General features: G+C 64.2%; 19 protein-coding genes. 5 read left to right on the top strand and 14 right to left on the bottom strand.

The features are described from left to right. Positions 1-62 precede the first annotated feature (62 nt). The 5 genes from VGH98_19920 to VGH98_19900 form a co-directional block, all read right to left on the bottom strand. Positions 63-410: a hypothetical protein gene (locus tag VGH98_19920; protein ID HEY2378255.1), complete on the bottom strand. Its 348-nt coding sequence runs from the start codon at positions 408-410 to the stop codon at positions 63-65. 125 nt (positions 411-535) lie between these two features. Further along, a complete protein-coding gene (locus VGH98_19915) occupies positions 536-874 on the bottom strand; it encodes a hypothetical protein (protein HEY2378254.1) in 339 nt (112 codons plus the stop codon). A gap of 56 nt (positions 875-930) precedes the next feature. Next, complete coding sequence (locus tag VGH98_19910; protein ID HEY2378253.1) at positions 931-1,419, bottom strand: polymer-forming cytoskeletal protein; 489 nt, start codon at positions 1,417-1,419, stop codon at positions 931-933. Between the two features lie 274 nt (positions 1,420-1,693). Continuing rightward, positions 1,694-2,179, bottom strand: coding sequence for a hypothetical protein (locus VGH98_19905; protein HEY2378252.1), 486 nt, complete (start codon positions 2,177-2,179; stop codon positions 1,694-1,696). Between the two features lie 31 nt (positions 2,180-2,210). Next, positions 2,211-2,765 carry a GNAT family N-acetyltransferase gene (locus tag VGH98_19900; protein ID HEY2378251.1) on the bottom strand — a complete coding sequence of 185 codons (555 nt, stop codon included), beginning with the start codon at positions 2,763-2,765 and terminating at the stop codon, positions 2,211-2,213. Here VGH98_19900 and VGH98_19895 point away from each other — a divergent pair. Continuing rightward, positions 2,764-3,354 (top strand): DinB family protein, encoded by a 591-nt coding sequence (locus VGH98_19895; GenBank protein ID HEY2378250.1) that lies wholly within the window; start codon positions 2,764-2,766, stop codon positions 3,352-3,354. The two genes, VGH98_19900 and VGH98_19895, sit on opposite strands and share 2 nt — an antisense overlap. A 167-nt stretch (positions 3,355-3,521) precedes the next feature. On the opposite strand, the gene VGH98_19890 is transcribed toward VGH98_19895, so the two are convergent. Together VGH98_19890 and VGH98_19885 are read right to left on the bottom strand one after the other, a co-directional pair. Beyond that, positions 3,522-3,746: a hypothetical protein gene (locus tag VGH98_19890; protein ID HEY2378249.1), complete on the bottom strand. Its 225-nt coding sequence runs from the start codon at positions 3,744-3,746 to the stop codon at positions 3,522-3,524. A gap of 107 nt (positions 3,747-3,853) precedes the next feature. Beyond that, positions 3,854-4,258: a hypothetical protein gene (locus VGH98_19885; protein ID HEY2378248.1), complete on the bottom strand. Its 405-nt coding sequence runs from the start codon at positions 4,256-4,258 to the stop codon at positions 3,854-3,856. Between the two features lie 46 nt (positions 4,259-4,304). Between VGH98_19885 and VGH98_19880 the strand changes: the two genes are divergently transcribed. From VGH98_19880 to VGH98_19870, 3 genes are all read left to right on the top strand, one after another. Further along, positions 4,305-4,493 (top strand): hypothetical protein, encoded by a 189-nt coding sequence (locus tag VGH98_19880; protein HEY2378247.1) that lies wholly within the window; start codon positions 4,305-4,307, stop codon positions 4,491-4,493. Positions 4,494-4,690: 197 nt separating this feature from the next. Beyond that, positions 4,691-6,970 (top strand): TonB-dependent receptor, encoded by a 2,280-nt coding sequence (locus VGH98_19875; protein HEY2378246.1) that lies wholly within the window; start codon positions 4,691-4,693, stop codon positions 6,968-6,970. Between the two features lies 1 nt (position 6,971). Continuing rightward, entirely contained in the window at positions 6,972-8,132 is a 1,161-nt protein-coding gene (locus VGH98_19870) for a hypothetical protein (GenBank protein HEY2378245.1), read from the top strand. A gap of 5 nt (positions 8,133-8,137) precedes the next feature. Here the strand turns inward: VGH98_19870 and VGH98_19865 are convergent, their stop codons facing one another. From VGH98_19865 to VGH98_19835, 7 genes are read right to left on the bottom strand one after another with little or no spacing between them, the layout of a single operon-like run. Next, positions 8,138-8,986, bottom strand: a complete 849-nt coding sequence (locus VGH98_19865; GenBank protein HEY2378244.1) for a hypothetical protein — start codon at positions 8,984-8,986, stop codon at positions 8,138-8,140. 3 nt (positions 8,987-8,989) lie between these two features. Next, positions 8,990-9,595 carry a hypothetical protein gene (locus VGH98_19860; GenBank protein ID HEY2378243.1) on the bottom strand — a complete coding sequence of 202 codons (606 nt, stop codon included), beginning with the start codon at positions 9,593-9,595 and terminating at the stop codon, positions 8,990-8,992. Continuing rightward, positions 9,579-10,526, bottom strand: a complete 948-nt coding sequence (locus VGH98_19855) for a class I SAM-dependent methyltransferase (protein ID HEY2378242.1) — start codon at positions 10,524-10,526, stop codon at positions 9,579-9,581. The genes VGH98_19860 and VGH98_19855 overlap by 17 nt, the downstream gene beginning before the upstream one ends. Positions 10,527-10,551: 25 nt before the next feature. Beyond that, positions 10,552-11,442: a type II CAAX endopeptidase family protein gene (locus VGH98_19850; GenBank protein ID HEY2378241.1), complete on the bottom strand. Its 891-nt coding sequence runs from the start codon at positions 11,440-11,442 to the stop codon at positions 10,552-10,554. Beyond that, positions 11,439-11,861, bottom strand: a complete 423-nt coding sequence (locus VGH98_19845) for a VOC family protein (protein ID HEY2378240.1) — start codon at positions 11,859-11,861, stop codon at positions 11,439-11,441. Before VGH98_19845 ends, VGH98_19850 begins: the two co-directional genes overlap by 4 nt. A 25-nt stretch (positions 11,862-11,886) precedes the next feature. Beyond that, positions 11,887-13,542, bottom strand: coding sequence for a beta-N-acetylhexosaminidase (locus VGH98_19840; protein ID HEY2378239.1), 1,656 nt, complete (start codon positions 13,540-13,542; stop codon positions 11,887-11,889). Between the two features lie 31 nt (positions 13,543-13,573). Then, positions 13,574-13,789 (bottom strand): hypothetical protein, encoded by a 216-nt coding sequence (locus VGH98_19835; protein HEY2378238.1) that lies wholly within the window; start codon positions 13,787-13,789, stop codon positions 13,574-13,576. A gap of 409 nt (positions 13,790-14,198) precedes the next feature. Between VGH98_19835 and VGH98_19830 the strand changes: the two genes are divergently transcribed. Further along, positions 14,199-15,128, top strand: a complete 930-nt coding sequence (locus VGH98_19830; GenBank protein ID HEY2378237.1) for a polysaccharide deacetylase family protein — start codon at positions 14,199-14,201, stop codon at positions 15,126-15,128. The last annotated feature ends 9 nt before the right edge of the window (positions 15,129-15,137 follow it).

Genomic DNA, 15,137 nt, shown 5'->3' with positions numbered 1-15,137 from the left:
CGAGCGCAATGTCCTCTTCTTCAAGGCGTGGCACTCCGTTGGCTATGGTACGCGAGGTGGATTCACCGAGCTCCAGGAATTACCGTCGGCGAGTGCGCCGCGACGAGAGCGAGTGCCTCCTGGCGCGTGAAGCCCTTCGCCACGAGCGCGTCGAGATAGTTCTTTGAAAAAGTCGCCATCTGGCCGGCGGTCTCCTTGCGCGACATCACCGCTAGGGTGCCCTCCATCACGGCCTCAATGTTCGCCCGCATCATTGCCTGCATCTGCCGCACCTGTTCGGCGGGATTTCCGGACGGCTGCTGCGCGCGGACGGTCGACGTTCGCGTCAGAATCGCCGTCGCCGTTAGGGCCGCGATGACGAGGATGACGGTGATGAGGGCGCGCGCATGCCGGACGATGGACGAGCGCATCTGAACCTCCACGGTTGAGAGATGGCTTCTCGACCGTGAGGAGGCCTGCAACTGCTACGCCCGGATGTCCCAAAGAACGATGCTGGCAGCGAGCCAGCCCGCGACGCCGAACAGTCGTGATGCGATCAGTTCGCGGAGCTGCCTCGAATCGCGGGGATCTTGGCGTCAGCCTCTTGCTCGACCGCTCCCGCCGGCGTGAAGACCTCGACGGAGAACGTGAACTTCCGCTGCTCGCCCGGTGGGATGGCGCCGACGCCGACGATCTGGCGTGCGGTCTCCTCGCCGCGGTCGTTGGTGATCGTGATCATCACCGCGTACTCCCAGGCCTCGCCGATGTTCGGATGACGAATCGCGCCTTCGACGCGGAGTGGGGTGAGGGTGGAGACAACCGCGTCTCCACCCGGACCTCCAAACCGCACGTGCTTCTTGCACGAAGGACAGACGCTCGTGCTCTGCAGAATCACTGCCCGGCAGTGAGGACAGGTGCGCGTCGCACCAGCCGGAGTCCTTCGCAGCGTACTCACGAGGCGTGTCGATTCCCCAGGCTCAGCGTGGACTTCGACGCCGAAGATTTCTCAGGAAGTTGATCGCGCTCGTCACCCCAGCCAAACTCCACGCGGCCGCGCATACGCGAGCCGGCGGCGACGCTGAGCGTGCCGGCCTTGAGGTCCCCATTGAGAACACCCGTCGCGAGGATCTCGACGCTGGCGGCATTCTCGATGTTGCCCACGATCTCGCCACCGATCGTGACGGAGTTGGCGCTGACGGCGCCGGTGAGCTTCGCTCCGGCGTCGATGGTGAGGTCGCCTTGGATGTGGACGTCACCCTCGAAACGGCCGGCGATCCGGACATGGCCCGTGCCATCGATCTTGCCGGTGATGTTGATGTCGGCACAGATCACGGACTCCTTCGCGTCACGCGGCACCGCTCGACGAGCCGACTGCGGGGCGACATCAACGGGGCGAAGCTCGGGCTCTTTCTGCAGTGCTGGTTCAGCGGTAGGGGTCATTATCGTGTCCTTTTTGGATGTGGTCGGTTCCTTCCAGATTGCCATGACAACGTCCTGTTGAAGTGGGCGCGTGAAGGTGGGCGAGTAGATATCAGCGGGGTGACGCGCCGTCTGTTATGCACGTCACGAATCTCCGAACGATGTGTTGCCGAGCTCGCTGAAAATCGCTCGTTAGGCAGCAAGGAATGTGTCGCGCGTCACGATCTGCGAGGGCCTAGGCGCTCGGGGCTAGATGAAAAGCGGAGCCTTCTAGCCCACTAGCCCCTAGCCCCAATCACCGCTTCATGCGGAACCGGCCCGTCGCCATCGGTCCGATGAAGGACGTCTCCACCCACGTTCCGACCAATGAGTCTCCATAAAACTTTCCGGAGGCGCCGAATCCGCAGTCCGCGGCGCCGGGCGTGAAGTCCAGGCTCGTGCTCTCGCCGTTCTGGCTGATCGTCGTCGATGTCGGGCGCGGGTCGAAGCAGGACATCGGGCGGCCGAGGAGGGGTGTGAAGTCGACGTCAATGGTCGAGCGAACGGTCTCGCTGCGTGTGCTGGAGTCGGTGAGTCGGAGGGTGCCCCGTGCGGAGCTCGAGGACGCCGCTTGCCACTTCCCGGCCGTGCGCATGCTGTCGAGTCGGAATTCGACGACCCAGTCGCCCGCGAGCGCTTGCTGGGAGGCGTTGCCGGTTGCCGGCGGCAGCGTGGTCCGGCCGCAAGCGACGAGCGAGAGCGCGATGAGCAGCTGAGCGAGGGCCGAGAACGATGTCGTCATGTCAGCCTAATCGGACCGGCGCACATAGTAGTCACTCTCGGTGCTCCCACCGCCAAACGAGACCGTCCTCAGGATCGACCACTTCGCCGACGCGCTCGAAGCCGCACGATTCGAGAACACGGGCCGACGCAGAATTTTCGGGTCGAGTGTGAGCATAGACTAAACGCGCACCGGCGCCGAGGGCGAACTCGACGAGCGCCGCGGCGCCTTCCTTGGCATAACCGCGGCCGCGATACTCCTCACCGATGCCGTACGCGATCTCGACCGCGCCGTCGTCGTCTGGCGGACCCTTATACCCCCCGCTGCCAACGACCGCGCCCGACGTTCGCTCGACCAGCGACATGCCATGCGTCCACGGACTCGGCGTCGACTGGCGCATGCGCTCGACCCATTCCGGCGACACCTCCGCGCGGTCGGCGGGACTCAGCGCTTCGATGCGCGCGAGCACGGCCTCGCGCGTATCGAGGACGAGGTCGAGCCGCGCGGACTCGATGACGAGTTTACCATCTCCGGTCATTTCGGACCGTTGCGCCGTCGGCGGGCGCCGGCCAGAATCACGGGCATCCTCAGCTCCGGACGATGACATGAGAACCTCCTTCGTTGCCTTGCTGGTGTTGGCGCTCCCAGTGACTGCCGTTGCCCAACAGCCGTCGGGTACGCCGGCGACCGATCCGATCACGATGTCATTCCGTGGCCGGACCATGTCCTATCAGCGTAACCTCGCTCAGGCCTTCGATTCCATACCCGAATCGATCTTCGGGTACAAGCCGACGCCCGGCCAACTCTCCATCGGGTACATTGCCCAGCACTTGGCGAGCGACAACTACTTCTTTTGTAACAACTTCGGCGAGATGAAGGCGACGATATCGGCGAAGGATTCGACGACCGCCGATTCGATGAAGGCGAAGTGGCCTAAGGACACGCTCGTCTCGAAGCTCAAGGCGTCATTCAAGTTCTGTGAGGACGCGTTCGCGCAGCTGAGCGACGGGAAGCTGGCGGACCAGGTGACGCTGACCTTCGGTAATGGCCAGTCGCGGCAGTTCGCGCGCGCGAACATGGTCCTCGGCCACGCGCTCGACATGGCCGATCACTACAGCCAGATCTCGAATTACATGCGTCTGAACAAGATCTTGCCGCCGACGGCGCTTCCGCGTCCCAAAGCCGCGGGCAATTAGCAGTCTGCAGCCTCGGTTTGGAACGGGCGGCCGCTGATGCGGTCGCCCGTTGTCGTTAGGTGCCGTCAGACGAGATGGTTGCGGTGCACGCCAAACGTGTCGAATCGCGAATGCCCACAACGGCAATGGCGCTATCGCCCAGAAGTACGCGACCGCGCGGACGTGCTCTAACCAGGCTCACTGGTCTCCTCTAGGATCTCGCGCGCGGCACTCAGCTCGTTGACGAGGACGAAGACGTCGATGCCGCGCGCGGTGGGACCCTGGAATCCCGCGCCGAACATACCAACGTCACCCGAGCTTCGCGCATGCAGCCCGGCGCCGCGCAATCGTTCGACCAGGAGCTCGGCGGCGAAGCCCGAGCCAACGTTCGTCAGCTTGACCCATTTGACCATTTGTACTCTCGACGATCCTCGAGCTGCTGATTTGCTAATTAAGACGAATCGCGCGATCGCGCCATGCACACAGTGTCAACGTCCTGTGGACGAGATTGCGTCGTTCATCAGTCGCGCTCTTCGCTCGTGATGACGTCACTCCAGAACCTGCCCATTAGCCCACGTCCCTCGAAGTGCCGCGCCTCGCGGTCCGCGCTCCGCCAGGCTTCCGGGAACGTCTGCTTGAGCACGTGCTGAAGCGCGCGCGCACGCTCGAAGCGGCCGAACACAGCCGGGAAGCGACCGTGATAGTAGCCGAGCATCCATCGGAGTTGGGGATCGAGCTCGCCTTCCTTGCAGACGCCGTCGAGCGTTTCGACGACGTCCAACTCCTGCGACTCGGTCAATTCGGCGACACCAGTGAGGCACGCCGGCTGTGTCGCCGCGCACCAGAGGAGGAAGGCGACGCGTCGCAGCGCCTCCTCGACGCGCATGACCTCGACGAACGCGACTGTGCCCGCATTGTCAGGCATGGCCTGGAGATACTCGAGGCCCACGGGAACGTCGAGGCATATTGCCATGCAGGCCCGGTGCACGCGGCGGCGCGGGGTCGAGCAGGTGGAGCGCGTCGTCGAGGCGCACGCCGACGCGGCGGCATTCGTCCTCGAACTCCGCTCGTATTCCCGACGGGTCACGCATAGCTCATTCGCCGTTAGGCCGCGGCACTGGGTACCGGATCTACCGTTTCGCGCGTCGCGTTTGTCATAGTCTGCTGCGACCGAATCAAAGTCGGACGCGTTTCACGTCCAAGGCCGAGGTAGCGCCGTTAGGCAGCAGCGCTCCTCGATCAACGGTTGCCGGCTGCCGCACGACATCGAACAGTAGAACTATACTGAACGTGCAGGCCGCTGGACACGCCGATGCCGCGGGCGCAGATTTGGCGACCTTTCTCCAGGCACGAGTTCGTGAACCCTGTAAAGGGCCTGCTGATCTTCTTCGTTCCCGCGATGCTCGGCGCACAAACGCCGAGTAGTGGAATCATCATCGGTCGAGTGACGAGCCGGCCCGATAGCTCGCCAATTCCCGGTGCGGCGGTCGGCGTCAGTGGCAGCGCTGTACGAACTACGACCGACTCCGCCGGCCGGTTCGCGCTCATCAACGTTCCGGCCGGCCGCGCGACGATTCACATCCAGCGCCTCGGCTACCGGTCGCTCGATCGTGTTGTCGGCGTCGCGCCTAACGATACGCTTCGCGTGAGCATCGTATTGGAGACGGAGGCGCAGCAGCTCGCGCCCGTCCGCACCGACGTCGCGCGCACTGAGGTCGAGTCGTTTACCGCGCGACCGAACGTCGGCACGATCGCGATGCCCGCGCGTCTGATGGCAGGTGTGCCTGCGATCGGAGAGCCGGACGTCGCGCGCGTCGTCCAGCTCCTCGCGGGCGTGAGCGCGCGCAACGACTACAATACGGGGCTCAATGTTCGCGGCGGGAGCGCCGACCAGAATCTCGTGCTGCTCGACGGGATTCCGATCTACAATCCATTTCACATGGGCGGGCTGTTCTCGACGTTCATGGACGCGACCGTCGGTGGTATCGAGCTCATGACCGGTGCCTTCCCCGCGCGCTACGACGGCCGCCTCTCGAGTGTGCTCGACGTGCACTCGGCAGATGAGACGCGCGCGGGAATCCACGGGACGACCGACGTCTCCGTGCTCGCGACGTCGGCCCGGCTCGCCGGCGCGTTGGGCAGTGGCCGCGGCAACTGGAGCTTCGCCGCCCGGCGGACCTATGCCGATGCCGTCGCGGCTGCCTTCAGCCGCGACAACTTCCCCTATCACTTCGTCGATCTCGAGGGACATGTCGCGTACACGCTGCCTAACGCCTGGCGTGTCGCCGTCACTGGATACGCGGGCAAGGACCTGCTCGATCTGAACCTCGCCAGCCTGGTCAACGACTCGAGCTTCTCGAGCGCGGGGCAGGGAGGGTGGCAGTACGATTGGGGGAACCGCGTCGTTGGCGCGACGCTGTCGAAGGACTTCACCTCGAGGATTTCGTTCGAGCAGCGCGTCTCCACATCGGCGTTCTCGACGCGCCTCGACATCGGGGAAGGCGCCGAGACGCAGCGCAGCGACGTGCGCGACGTTCGAGTAAACGGGTCTTTGGCGATGCGCACCAGCGCCAACGACTGGTCGCTCGGTTACGAGGTCGCGTCGACGCACGTTGGTTATTCATCCAGCTCGGCCGAGACGGGAACAAGCGCGTTCGACATCGTCCAGGACCCGATGTCGTATGCGGCATGGCTCGATGACATCTGGCGTGTGTCCTACCGCTGGGTGATCGAAGGTGGATTGCGCGGCGACGCGCTCAGCGGCGGTCGTGATTGGGCGGCGTTGTCGCCGAGACTGTCCGTCAAATACTTCGCGACGCCGACGATCGCGCTCACTGCGGCGGCCGGCCGCGTCACGCAGAACATGCATTCGCTCGCCGGCGACGGTCCGTTCCGCTTCTTCGACATCTGGCTCGCGAGCGATCAGTACATTCCCGTCGAGACGGCGTGGCACTGGGTCGCGGGCGTGGAGCGACGACTGGAGACGACGTCGATCAAGATCGAGGGCTACGTGAAGAAGTACGATCGCGTCCTCGACGCGAATCCGTACGAAGATCCAACGGTCCGCGGCGACGAGTTTTTCGCCGCGACTGGTCTCACCTACGGGGTCGATCTGCTAGCGCGTTGGCAGCCGGCGCGAGGGCCAACGGGTTGGCTTTCGTACTCGTACGGTGTCGCGTCGCACGAGCGCGACGGCGTGCGGTGGGCTCCGGGCAATGACCGGCGACACGATGTCAATGCCGTCGCGACGTGGCGGCTTGCGCACTACCGCATCGGTGCGCGCCTCGGCTACGCGACGGGAACGCCCTACACGCCGATCGTCGGCCAGATCGCCCGCCGAGTTTATGATCCCGCAAACGATACGTGGGGAACGGGGAATCCGCCGATCTATCTCGAGCCGTTAGGCGGGGCACGCAACTCGGCGCGCTTCCCGGCGACGCAACGGCTGGATCTCGACGTCTCGCGAGAGATGACGGTGCGCGGAGCGACCGTTGCGCCGTACGTGAGCGTCGTCAACGCGTACAACGCGCGCAACGTCTTCGTTTATTTCTACGACTACGCGACCGCCAGTCCGACGCGGCGAGGATACACCCAGTTTCCGATTCTGCCGAGTGTGGGGGTACGCGTTGCGTTTTGAGTTGAGGAAGTACTCTCCGGTCCTCGTCGCGCTCGTCTGCGGGTGCGAGCTCGATAAGACGGCGATTCCGCGCACGACGCCGCAGCTCGCACTGCACGGTGTGTTGAGCGGAAGCGCGCAGACCCAAGTCGTGCTACTGGAGCGCACGAATTCCGGGCGCGTCGACATCATCGCGCCGTCGTTCGATCTCGAGGATCCGATCGGGAGCGACGCGGGGATCGCGGAGACCGGGGCGCTCATGACGCTGACGACGCCGGACGGCGGCACGCTCGTCGCGCACGAGGACAACAACGGCGGCCCTGGGGCCGGGCACGGTGTCTACCGTTTCGCGCTCGCGGGCAGCTCACTCCAACGGAACGCGACGTACCGGCTCACGGTGGTAACGACCGCGGGTGAGCAGCTCAGCGCCGAGACGTCGGTGCCGGACGGTGCGACGGCGATGAGCGCGGCGTTAGGCAGCTTCGATCGCTCGAGCGCCACGCTGATGCTCGACTGGCCGGCGTCGCCGACGGCGCGGAGCTACTTCGTGCGCGTCGAGACGCCATTCGGGCCGCGCTCGTTCTTCACCGAGAGCACGCACGTGCAGCTTCCCGGGATGTTGCGCAACGCGGATCTCGACGACCTGCCGCACGTCTTCATCCCGGGATTCGCGCAAGCGGTGACGGTGTCCGCCGTCGACTCCAACTACTACGACTGGTATCGGACGCACAACGATCCGCTTTCGGGCGAGGGGCTGATCAGTCGTGTGAGCGGTGGACTCGGCGTGTTCGGCTCACTCGTCAGGCTGCGGTACGACAGCGTGCAGGTTACGGCACCGCAGACGGAGGCGATCGAGGGCCGCTTTCAGCTCGACCAATCGACGATTCCCGCACTCGGCGCGCAGTTCACCGAGTTCAACATCTGGGTCGAGTCGCCGGGGTCGCGCAGTGGTCAAGCCGATGCACTGAGCGGGCAATACTGGCCGCGCCCGCGCCTCGGCTACGTCGGTTGTCTTCCGTGCGGGATGCTCGGCTCGGCGCACAATGGCCAGCTCGAGCTGGTTCTCCTCTCGGCGTGGTCGGCGGCGGACACTACGGAGGTCTTCGACGGGACGCTCAAGGGCGACACGATCACGGGCAACTTTCGAATTGGTGGCGGGCCGTTCAAGTTCGTGCGGCAATAGTTGTGTCAGTCGTCAGTCGCGCTCGTGATGACGTCATTCCAGAACCTTCCCATGAGGCCGCGATGCTCAAAATCTCGCGTCTCGGGCTCGGCGGCGCGCCATGCTTCGGGAAATGTCCGCCTGAGCACGCGCTGCAGCGCACGCGTCTTTTCGAAGCGGCCGAACACAGCCGGGAAGCGACCGTGATAGTAGCCGAGCATCCAGCGCAACTGCGGATCGAGCGTGCCTCGCTCGCAGAGATGGTCGAGCGTTTCGACGACATCCAACTCCTGCGACTCGGCCAACTCGGCCACGCCCGTTAGGCACGCTGGTTGAGTCGCGGAGCACCAGTAGAGAAAGGTCGCGCGCCGCAGGGCCTCGGCTCCCTCGACGCCGTCGCCGGCGAGCTCGAGGTACGCGTCGAAGATCTCTGCGTATCGCGTGTAGATGCCGCGACGCTCGAGCACGCGATCGCGTGCCGCGTCGTCGCCGCTGAGCGAACAGACGACCGCGAGCAAGTACTCTTCGTAATCGTCGATCTCGCGCATCGTTCGGTACGCCATGATGGGCGCGGGGGACAACTCGACTCTCGGCCCGGCCTGTAAGGCTCCTTGTTGCGCGCCGGCCAACGTTGCGCGGTGATGGGCGGCCAGCAGCAGATGCGGCCGCATGCACTCGACGAACGCGATCGTGCCGGCATTGTCCGGCATGGCCTGGAGATACTCGAGGCCCACGGCGAGGTCGAATCCAATTGCGTGCAGTCCTGGCACACGCGGCGGCGATGGGTCGAGCAAATGCAGGACATCGTCGAGTCGCACGCCGACGCGTCGGCATTCCTCGTCGAACTCTGCTCGTATTCCCGACGGGTCACGCATAGCTCAATCGCCGTTTGGCGGCGGTATCATGGCTACATTCGTTCGCTTCAACCCGAGCCCGTGCCAGAACTCCTTCGGGTAGCTGATCGTGGGTTTGCCGACCCAACCTCGCACGACATCGAGCGCATAGCCGTCGGACAGTCGCTCGTAGCGAACGTTGACCAACGCGATCTTGTCCCAATCGCCAATGAAGTCTAGATCCGCGAGCGAGGCGGGATAGGCGCCATGTCGCACATGATACAGCTCGACCAATGCGATCGATGTTTTGAAATGCTGATCGCCGAATTGGGCATCGGCCTGTTGAGCGAATTTGCCACAACTCGCAACAGCCAAAGTTGTCGCGAGCACGAAACCGAGAAAGGGTATACGGTATAGGAGGAGGTGTCGCATGGAGGTTTCAGACCATGGGCTGGGAAGGCTGGCAAGGATCCTGTGGCGAATCGCCGGCATCGAGTTCGCGATCTTCGTCACAGGGTTCGCAGTCGTGCTTTCACAAGGCGCGGAATCTCCCAATACAATTACAGGTCGCACTGCGGCGGTCGTCTTGTTCATCATGATGCCCTTGACCGCGGTTACGATACTTGGGCTTTTCTTAAGTATGATGCGCATCCGACTCCGACTCAAACGTGGTGAGCGCTTTCAGATTTTGATCCTTCAAACCGCGATTGATCTCGCTTGCGGCTGGTCTGCGCCTCACGCCCTGAGCGTGACATTCATTCTCGGTTCTCGCGGTGAAAAGGAGATCCTTCGTCGCTTCGCTCCTCAGGATGACAGGGACTGTGAGGCGCGCTGCTCGGGCTGACAGGGTGGCGACTGTTCCATAAAGTCGCAAATCCGATCGCAGCACGGGGCGGTCCTTTCGGAGACGCGCAATGCCCGACTCGTATTCGGCGTCGCTGATCACCATCAGCTGGGATGTCGACGAGCGCTCGAGTGATCCGCGCGCGAGAGCGACGTCAAAGGAGCGCTCGGCGGGCATGTGTTGCACAACCTCGGTCGACGCGGCCGCGAATCCGAGGTCGAGAAGATCGCGGCGAAGGAGATCAGTGGATGCGTAACGCCGACGGTCGGCCTCGAGGCTTGTCGGGAAGTAGTCGTAGATCCACCATTTGTCAGTCGCGATGTGCGGATCGATGGCGACGGTGAGGAACGCGCCGCCCGGACGCAGTACCCGTCGGCACTCCCGGAGAAACGCAGCTTTGTCGGCAAAGTGATGGAACGCGTTGATGCAGAACACGCGATCCATGCTCTGCGACGCCCAAGGGAGCTGCTCCGCTGTTCCGTGGACGATGAGCGCGCGTGGCGCGGCGCGTCGCGCGCGGCGGAGCATTTCCCACGATCGATCGACGCCGGTGACGAGGCTTGACGCGCTGGCGGCGACGGCAAGCCAATGACCGGTGCCACACCCCACCTCGAGCACGACGGGCGACCTCGTCGTGCGCAGAAACCGCGTCAGCGCATCGGCGACCCCGCGGTAGTCGTTGCGCGCGTAGCGTTCGTCATAATCCGCCGCGATCGAGTCATAGTCGACGCGTGTCATGTGCGACGGCCCAACGCCTCATTGATCAGCCGCGGCCGACTGGCGTCGCATTGAGCGCGTCCGCATGCGTCGACAAGGAGGGCGCGGCAACGCCTGGTGCTTCGTTAGGCATCATTACCGAGCCGCGATACCGCCAGAAAATCCACGCTGTGACGACGATCGCGAGCGCCAACGCCGCGCCGAATTCACCCGTGAGCCAGCGTGTCGGGCCCGTGTCCACCGTCACGCGATCGAAGAAGGCCTGGACGAACAGATTGTGCGACGCGTGCAGGATCGCCGCGGGCCAGACGCTTCCGGAGCGCAATCGCAGCCACGCGAAGGGGACGCCGAGCGCGACGACCATCAGCGCGAAGCAGGTCACCGAGTACCAGGCAGGCGTGCCGCCGTTGTAGTCGGCGAAGATGATGAGCGGCATGTGCCAGACGGCCCAGATCGCGCCGCTCAGGAGTGAGAGTCGTCCGAACGACATCGTCTTCGCGAGCGTCGGCACGAGGAAGCCGCGCCAGCCGAGCTCCTCGCCGGTCGCCGACATCAAGCTCTGAAGCGATCCGACCACGAGGAAGGTTGCGATGCCGTAGTGGAACCGGCTGAGATCGACGCCGCCGAGGCCGGTCGCCCAGACGAGTCCATAGGCGACGGTCGCGTAGCCTAACGGGAGGAGGTACGCGAGGATCGCGCTGCGCGTCGTGATCATGTTCCAGCCCCACCCTTCGCCGCGCAGGTTGCGCTGGAAGATCAGACGCGTAACGAGCGCGCTCGTGCCCGGAGACCACATGAGCGCGAGGACGTACAGGCCGCCATGCGCGCCGAGGCTGTGCGCCTGGATGATCAGCGTGTACCAGATCGCGCTGAGGCCAAACGTTAGGCAGAGAAACGTCGCGAGCGAGGCTCGCGTACTCTGTTGGGAATGGTTCACGAAGGGCGCTCGGATGAGATGGTGAGCTTGAATCCGTCGGGGTCGGTGAGGCGGAATATCCGTGCCCCCCACCGTGTGTCCATGGGTTCCGTGTCGAGCGTCGCGCCGTGATCCTTGGCGCGCTTCGCGAGCTCGTCGATGTTCTGTGTCGTCGTGATCTGCATCGAGAAGCCGACGCCTTTGACGCGATTCGCTCCCTTCGCGCCGTCGTCCTGGTTGACCAGGATCTGGACGGCGCCGGCTTTGAGCGACACCGCCATCAATTTGCCGTCTCGTTGGTGCTCGCGATCGACGGTAAAACCGATGACGTCACGATACCAATCTCGGCTCCGTTCGAGGTTGTTCACGGTGAGGGACACCATCAACGCGCGTCCGCGAAATGACTCGGGTTGTGCGCGGTCGGTCTGAGAAGCAGTCACGAGGGTGGAGGGTTGGGCCTAACGATCACCACGCAACCTCTGGTGACGGATAGTAGTTCACGCCGAGGAATCGCCAGCGCGGGGCGTGCGCGGCGATCCGCGAACGGAAACTGTCCCAGTTCTTGGCCGATGCGGGCGTCCAGGCGACCTCGGCGATCGCCGGAAGTCGAGGAACGATCATGTACTGCGCCGCGGTGATGTTCTGCACCGTCTCGGACCAGAGCGGCGCCTCGACGCCGACGACGGCCTGCTCCGGGACACCCTGCAGGTATGTCACAGGATCCCAGTCATACGACGTGCGCAGATCGACGTAGCCCGCCCAGTCGAGACCGAGCTCGGTCGAAGGCGTGTACTTCATGTCGAGATAGGCTTTGCTCGCCGGCGAGAGCAGGAGCTTGGCGCCCTGCTTGAACGCGAGCAGCGCGCTGTCGCTCTTCCATTGCTGTGCGATCGTCGTCGGACGGAGCTGCGCTTTGCCGATCTCCTCCCAGCCGACCATCGTCTTGTTGTACTTGTAGACGACGTCCTGCACTCGATTGACGAAGCGCGCGTACTGCTCGTTCGTGAGCGCTTCGACCTCGTCGCCGCCGACGTGGAAGTACGGGCCCGGCGTCATCGCGCTCAACTCGCGCACGACGTCGTCGATGAACTTGTAAACCACCTCGCTGTCTGGGCAGAGTGAGCTGAAGCCGACGGCGATACCAGTGTAGACGCCGGCTCCTTGCGTCCCGCCATAGACGCCCGGGGTCGGCTTGCTGCATCCGAGTTGCGGATAAGAAGCGATCGCGGCGTTGGTGTGCGCCGGCATGTCGATCTCCGGCACGATCGTGATGAACCGATCCTGCGCGTACCTAACGATCGACGCGTAGTCCTGCTTGGTGTAGAAGCCACCGGGATGACCTCCGACCTCGGTGCTACCTCCAACGATCGTGAGGTTGGGCCAGGAGTCTATCGCAATGCGCCATCCCTGGTCGTCGGAGAGGTGCAGGTGCAGTGTATTCAGCTTGTAGAGTGCGAGGAGGTCGATCGTCTCTTTCACTTCGTGGACGGTGAAGAAATGGCGAGCGACGTCGAGCATCGCTCCACGCCACGCAAAGCGTGGGTGATCGATGATCCTGCCGGGCGGAAGCGTCCACGCGCTGACCATCCGCAGCTCATTCTGTTCGGCCTCGACCGGTGCGGGGAGCAGTTGACGGAGCGTTTGCGTCCCGTAAAAGAGCCCGGCAGCGGTGCTGGCGAGGATCTGCGCCGCATTCGCATCGATCGTGAGGTCGTAGCCTTCGCTCCCAAGCTCCGCACCGCCGCCGAGCCGGAGCACGATTGCGCCGTTAGGCACGGGCGTGTCGGCAGTGGAGACGGGGTAAGGGTAGCCCGTCGAGCGCCGGAGCATTGCGGCGAGCTGCTCGGCGACGCGCGCCGCGTCAGCGTTGTTCGCGGGGACGACGATCGCCGTCGTCGCACTGAGCGCGAAGGGCGCGCCCGTACCCGCGCTCACCGAAACGGGCTCGGGGATGACGCGGTGTGCGTTGAGCGTGGCGAGCGGTGCCATCTGTACGGGTCGTGGGCGCGTTGCGGGCGTCGCCGCGGTCTGCGGTGACGGCGTGGGGCGGCACGCGGAGAGCAAGCAACCAATCGTTAGGCCGGCGGCAAGCCGGCCGGCGGTGAGTCCCTGCGGGGGCATGCGCGTTGGTGTTGAGTGTCGGCGGTCGGGTTCAGAATCGAACGAGGAAAGCGTTTGACTGGCGGAGCGTTAGCGGCGCCCGCACGCAATTATCGGAGTCAGCGCCGTACTGCGCGCAGAGCTCGAGAAAAACCCGCAGGGTGCCGGTGATGTCTTCCGGTCGGAGTGGCGGGTTCATGCTCGGTTCATCGAGGGAACCGAGGATGACGCGAGCCGTGACGCTCTCTCCCGGTTTGATCTCGCCCATCGGTACGCCGCCTACGCATGCCCATGCGAAAGACGTGAAAAACCGACGTAAGCTGTCGGCCCCCGTCCGCCCGAGCCCCCACATGGGACCAGTGTCAGAACTGGTACAGCGCGCATAGTAGACCGAGTTGCCGGTCCGATTGACGTACGTTGCAAGCGCCGTCGCCTGGTACGCGTGAGCGGTCCGGAGAAGAGTATAGGCCGTCGCGTCCGTTTGAACCGGCGAGTTGTCGCGCGCCGGGCCAGTAGGGCTTTCGCAGCTTGCGACTGTGATGCTGCCAATCAAGGCCAACCATGCAGAGCGAATCATGTCGCTATAGTAGCGCTCCGCGCGCTTCCTTTCCACCTGGCGGCGATGCTGGTACTCTCTTGCCTTGCGACCTACCCAGGAACGCGCCACGGAGGCTTCAATGCACCAGCTGCACTATGCGTCACTGGCTCTTTTGATGTTCGCTGCCACATTGCCCGCGCAGACGAAGACCGTTGCCGAACGACTTGGCTATCCCGCCAACGCGAAGCTCCTCATCCTCCACGGCGACGACCTCGGCGTTGCGCATTCCGTGAACTCGGCGAGCTTCGACGCGCTCGATCAGGGTGCGATCTCGTCGGCGAGCATCATGATGCCGACGCCGTGGGTGACGGAGGTCGCCGCGTACGCCAAGGCGCACCCCGACGCCGATCTGGGCTTGCACCTAACGCTCACCAGCGAGTGGCAAACATACCGGTGGGGAAGTGTTGCGCCGAGCGACCAGGTTCAGAGTTTACTCGACGCGGATGGGACCTTTCCGTCCGATGTACCGCCCGTCGTCGCGAGAGCGAAGGCCGCGGACGTCGAACGTGAATTACGAGCGCAGATCGATCGCGCGATGGCGCTCGGCGTTCGCCCGACGCATCTCGACAGCCACATGGGTGCCCTCTTCACGACGCCGGAACTGATGGCGACGTACGTGAAGGTCGCGCACGACTATCATCTGCCATTTCTCGCGTTTCGCGGCAGCCTCCAGGGCGGTTCGCCGATGCCGCTCTCGCCAAATGACATCGCCGTAGACAACGTGGTCGTTGCGTCGCCGGACGTCGCGCGCGATCACTGGAAGGAGTTCTACCTCAACACGATCGCCAATCTCAAACCGGGACTCAACGAAATCATCGTGCACCTCGGCCACGACGACTCCGAGCTCCAGGCGGTGACGGTGAACCACGAGCCGTACGGCTCGGCGTGGCGTCAACGGGACTACGATGTCGTGCGGAGCGCGGAGTTCAAGAAGGCGCTGCGGGACAACAACGTCATCCTCGTAAGGTGGGCAGATCTTGGGAAGCTGATGGTGTCGGAGCGTCGATAGCATCTACCC

The sequence above is a fragment of the Gemmatimonadaceae bacterium genome, assembly GCA_036496605.1.
Classification (GTDB): domain Bacteria; phylum Gemmatimonadota; class Gemmatimonadetes; order Gemmatimonadales; family Gemmatimonadaceae; genus AG2.
The sequence above is the reverse complement of the archived record's forward strand: the minus strand, read 5'-3'. Positions and strand labels throughout refer to the sequence as shown.

Excerpts from the sequence above, each read along its gene's own strand:
- VGH98_19920 (HEY2378255.1), bottom strand. The coding sequence starts at position 410 with ATGCGCTCGTCCATCGTCCGGCATGCGCGCGCCCTCATCACCGTCATC.
- VGH98_19910 (HEY2378253.1), bottom strand. The coding sequence starts at position 1,419 with ATGACCCCTACCGCTGAACCAGCACTGCAGAAAGAGCCCGAGCTTCGC.
- VGH98_19905 (HEY2378252.1), bottom strand. The coding sequence starts at position 2,179 with ATGACGACATCGTTCTCGGCCCTCGCTCAGCTGCTCATCGCGCTCTCG.
- VGH98_19895 (HEY2378250.1), top strand. The coding sequence starts at position 2,764 with ATGAGAACCTCCTTCGTTGCCTTGCTGGTGTTGGCGCTCCCAGTGACT.
- VGH98_19900 (HEY2378251.1), bottom strand. The coding sequence starts at position 2,765 with ATGTCATCGTCCGGAGCTGAGGATGCCCGTGATTCTGGCCGGCGCCCG.
- VGH98_19890 (HEY2378249.1), bottom strand. The coding sequence starts at position 3,746 with ATGGTCAAATGGGTCAAGCTGACGAACGTTGGCTCGGGCTTCGCCGCC.
- VGH98_19885 (HEY2378248.1), bottom strand. The coding sequence starts at position 4,258 with ATGCCTGACAATGCGGGCACAGTCGCGTTCGTCGAGGTCATGCGCGTC.
- VGH98_19880 (HEY2378247.1), top strand. The coding sequence starts at position 4,305 with ATGCAGGCCCGGTGCACGCGGCGGCGCGGGGTCGAGCAGGTGGAGCGC.
- VGH98_19865 (HEY2378244.1), bottom strand. The coding sequence starts at position 8,986 with ATGCGTGACCCGTCGGGAATACGAGCAGAGTTCGACGAGGAATGCCGA.
- VGH98_19860 (HEY2378243.1), bottom strand. The coding sequence starts at position 9,595 with ATGCGCATCATACTTAAGAAAAGCCCAAGTATCGTAACCGCGGTCAAG.
- VGH98_19855 (HEY2378242.1), bottom strand. The coding sequence starts at position 10,526 with ATGACACGCGTCGACTATGACTCGATCGCGGCGGATTATGACGAACGC.
- VGH98_19840 (HEY2378239.1), bottom strand. The coding sequence starts at position 13,542 with ATGCCCCCGCAGGGACTCACCGCCGGCCGGCTTGCCGCCGGCCTAACG.
- VGH98_19835 (HEY2378238.1), bottom strand. The coding sequence starts at position 13,789 with ATGGGCGAGATCAAACCGGGAGAGAGCGTCACGGCTCGCGTCATCCTC.
- VGH98_19830 (HEY2378237.1), top strand. The coding sequence starts at position 14,199 with ATGCACCAGCTGCACTATGCGTCACTGGCTCTTTTGATGTTCGCTGCC.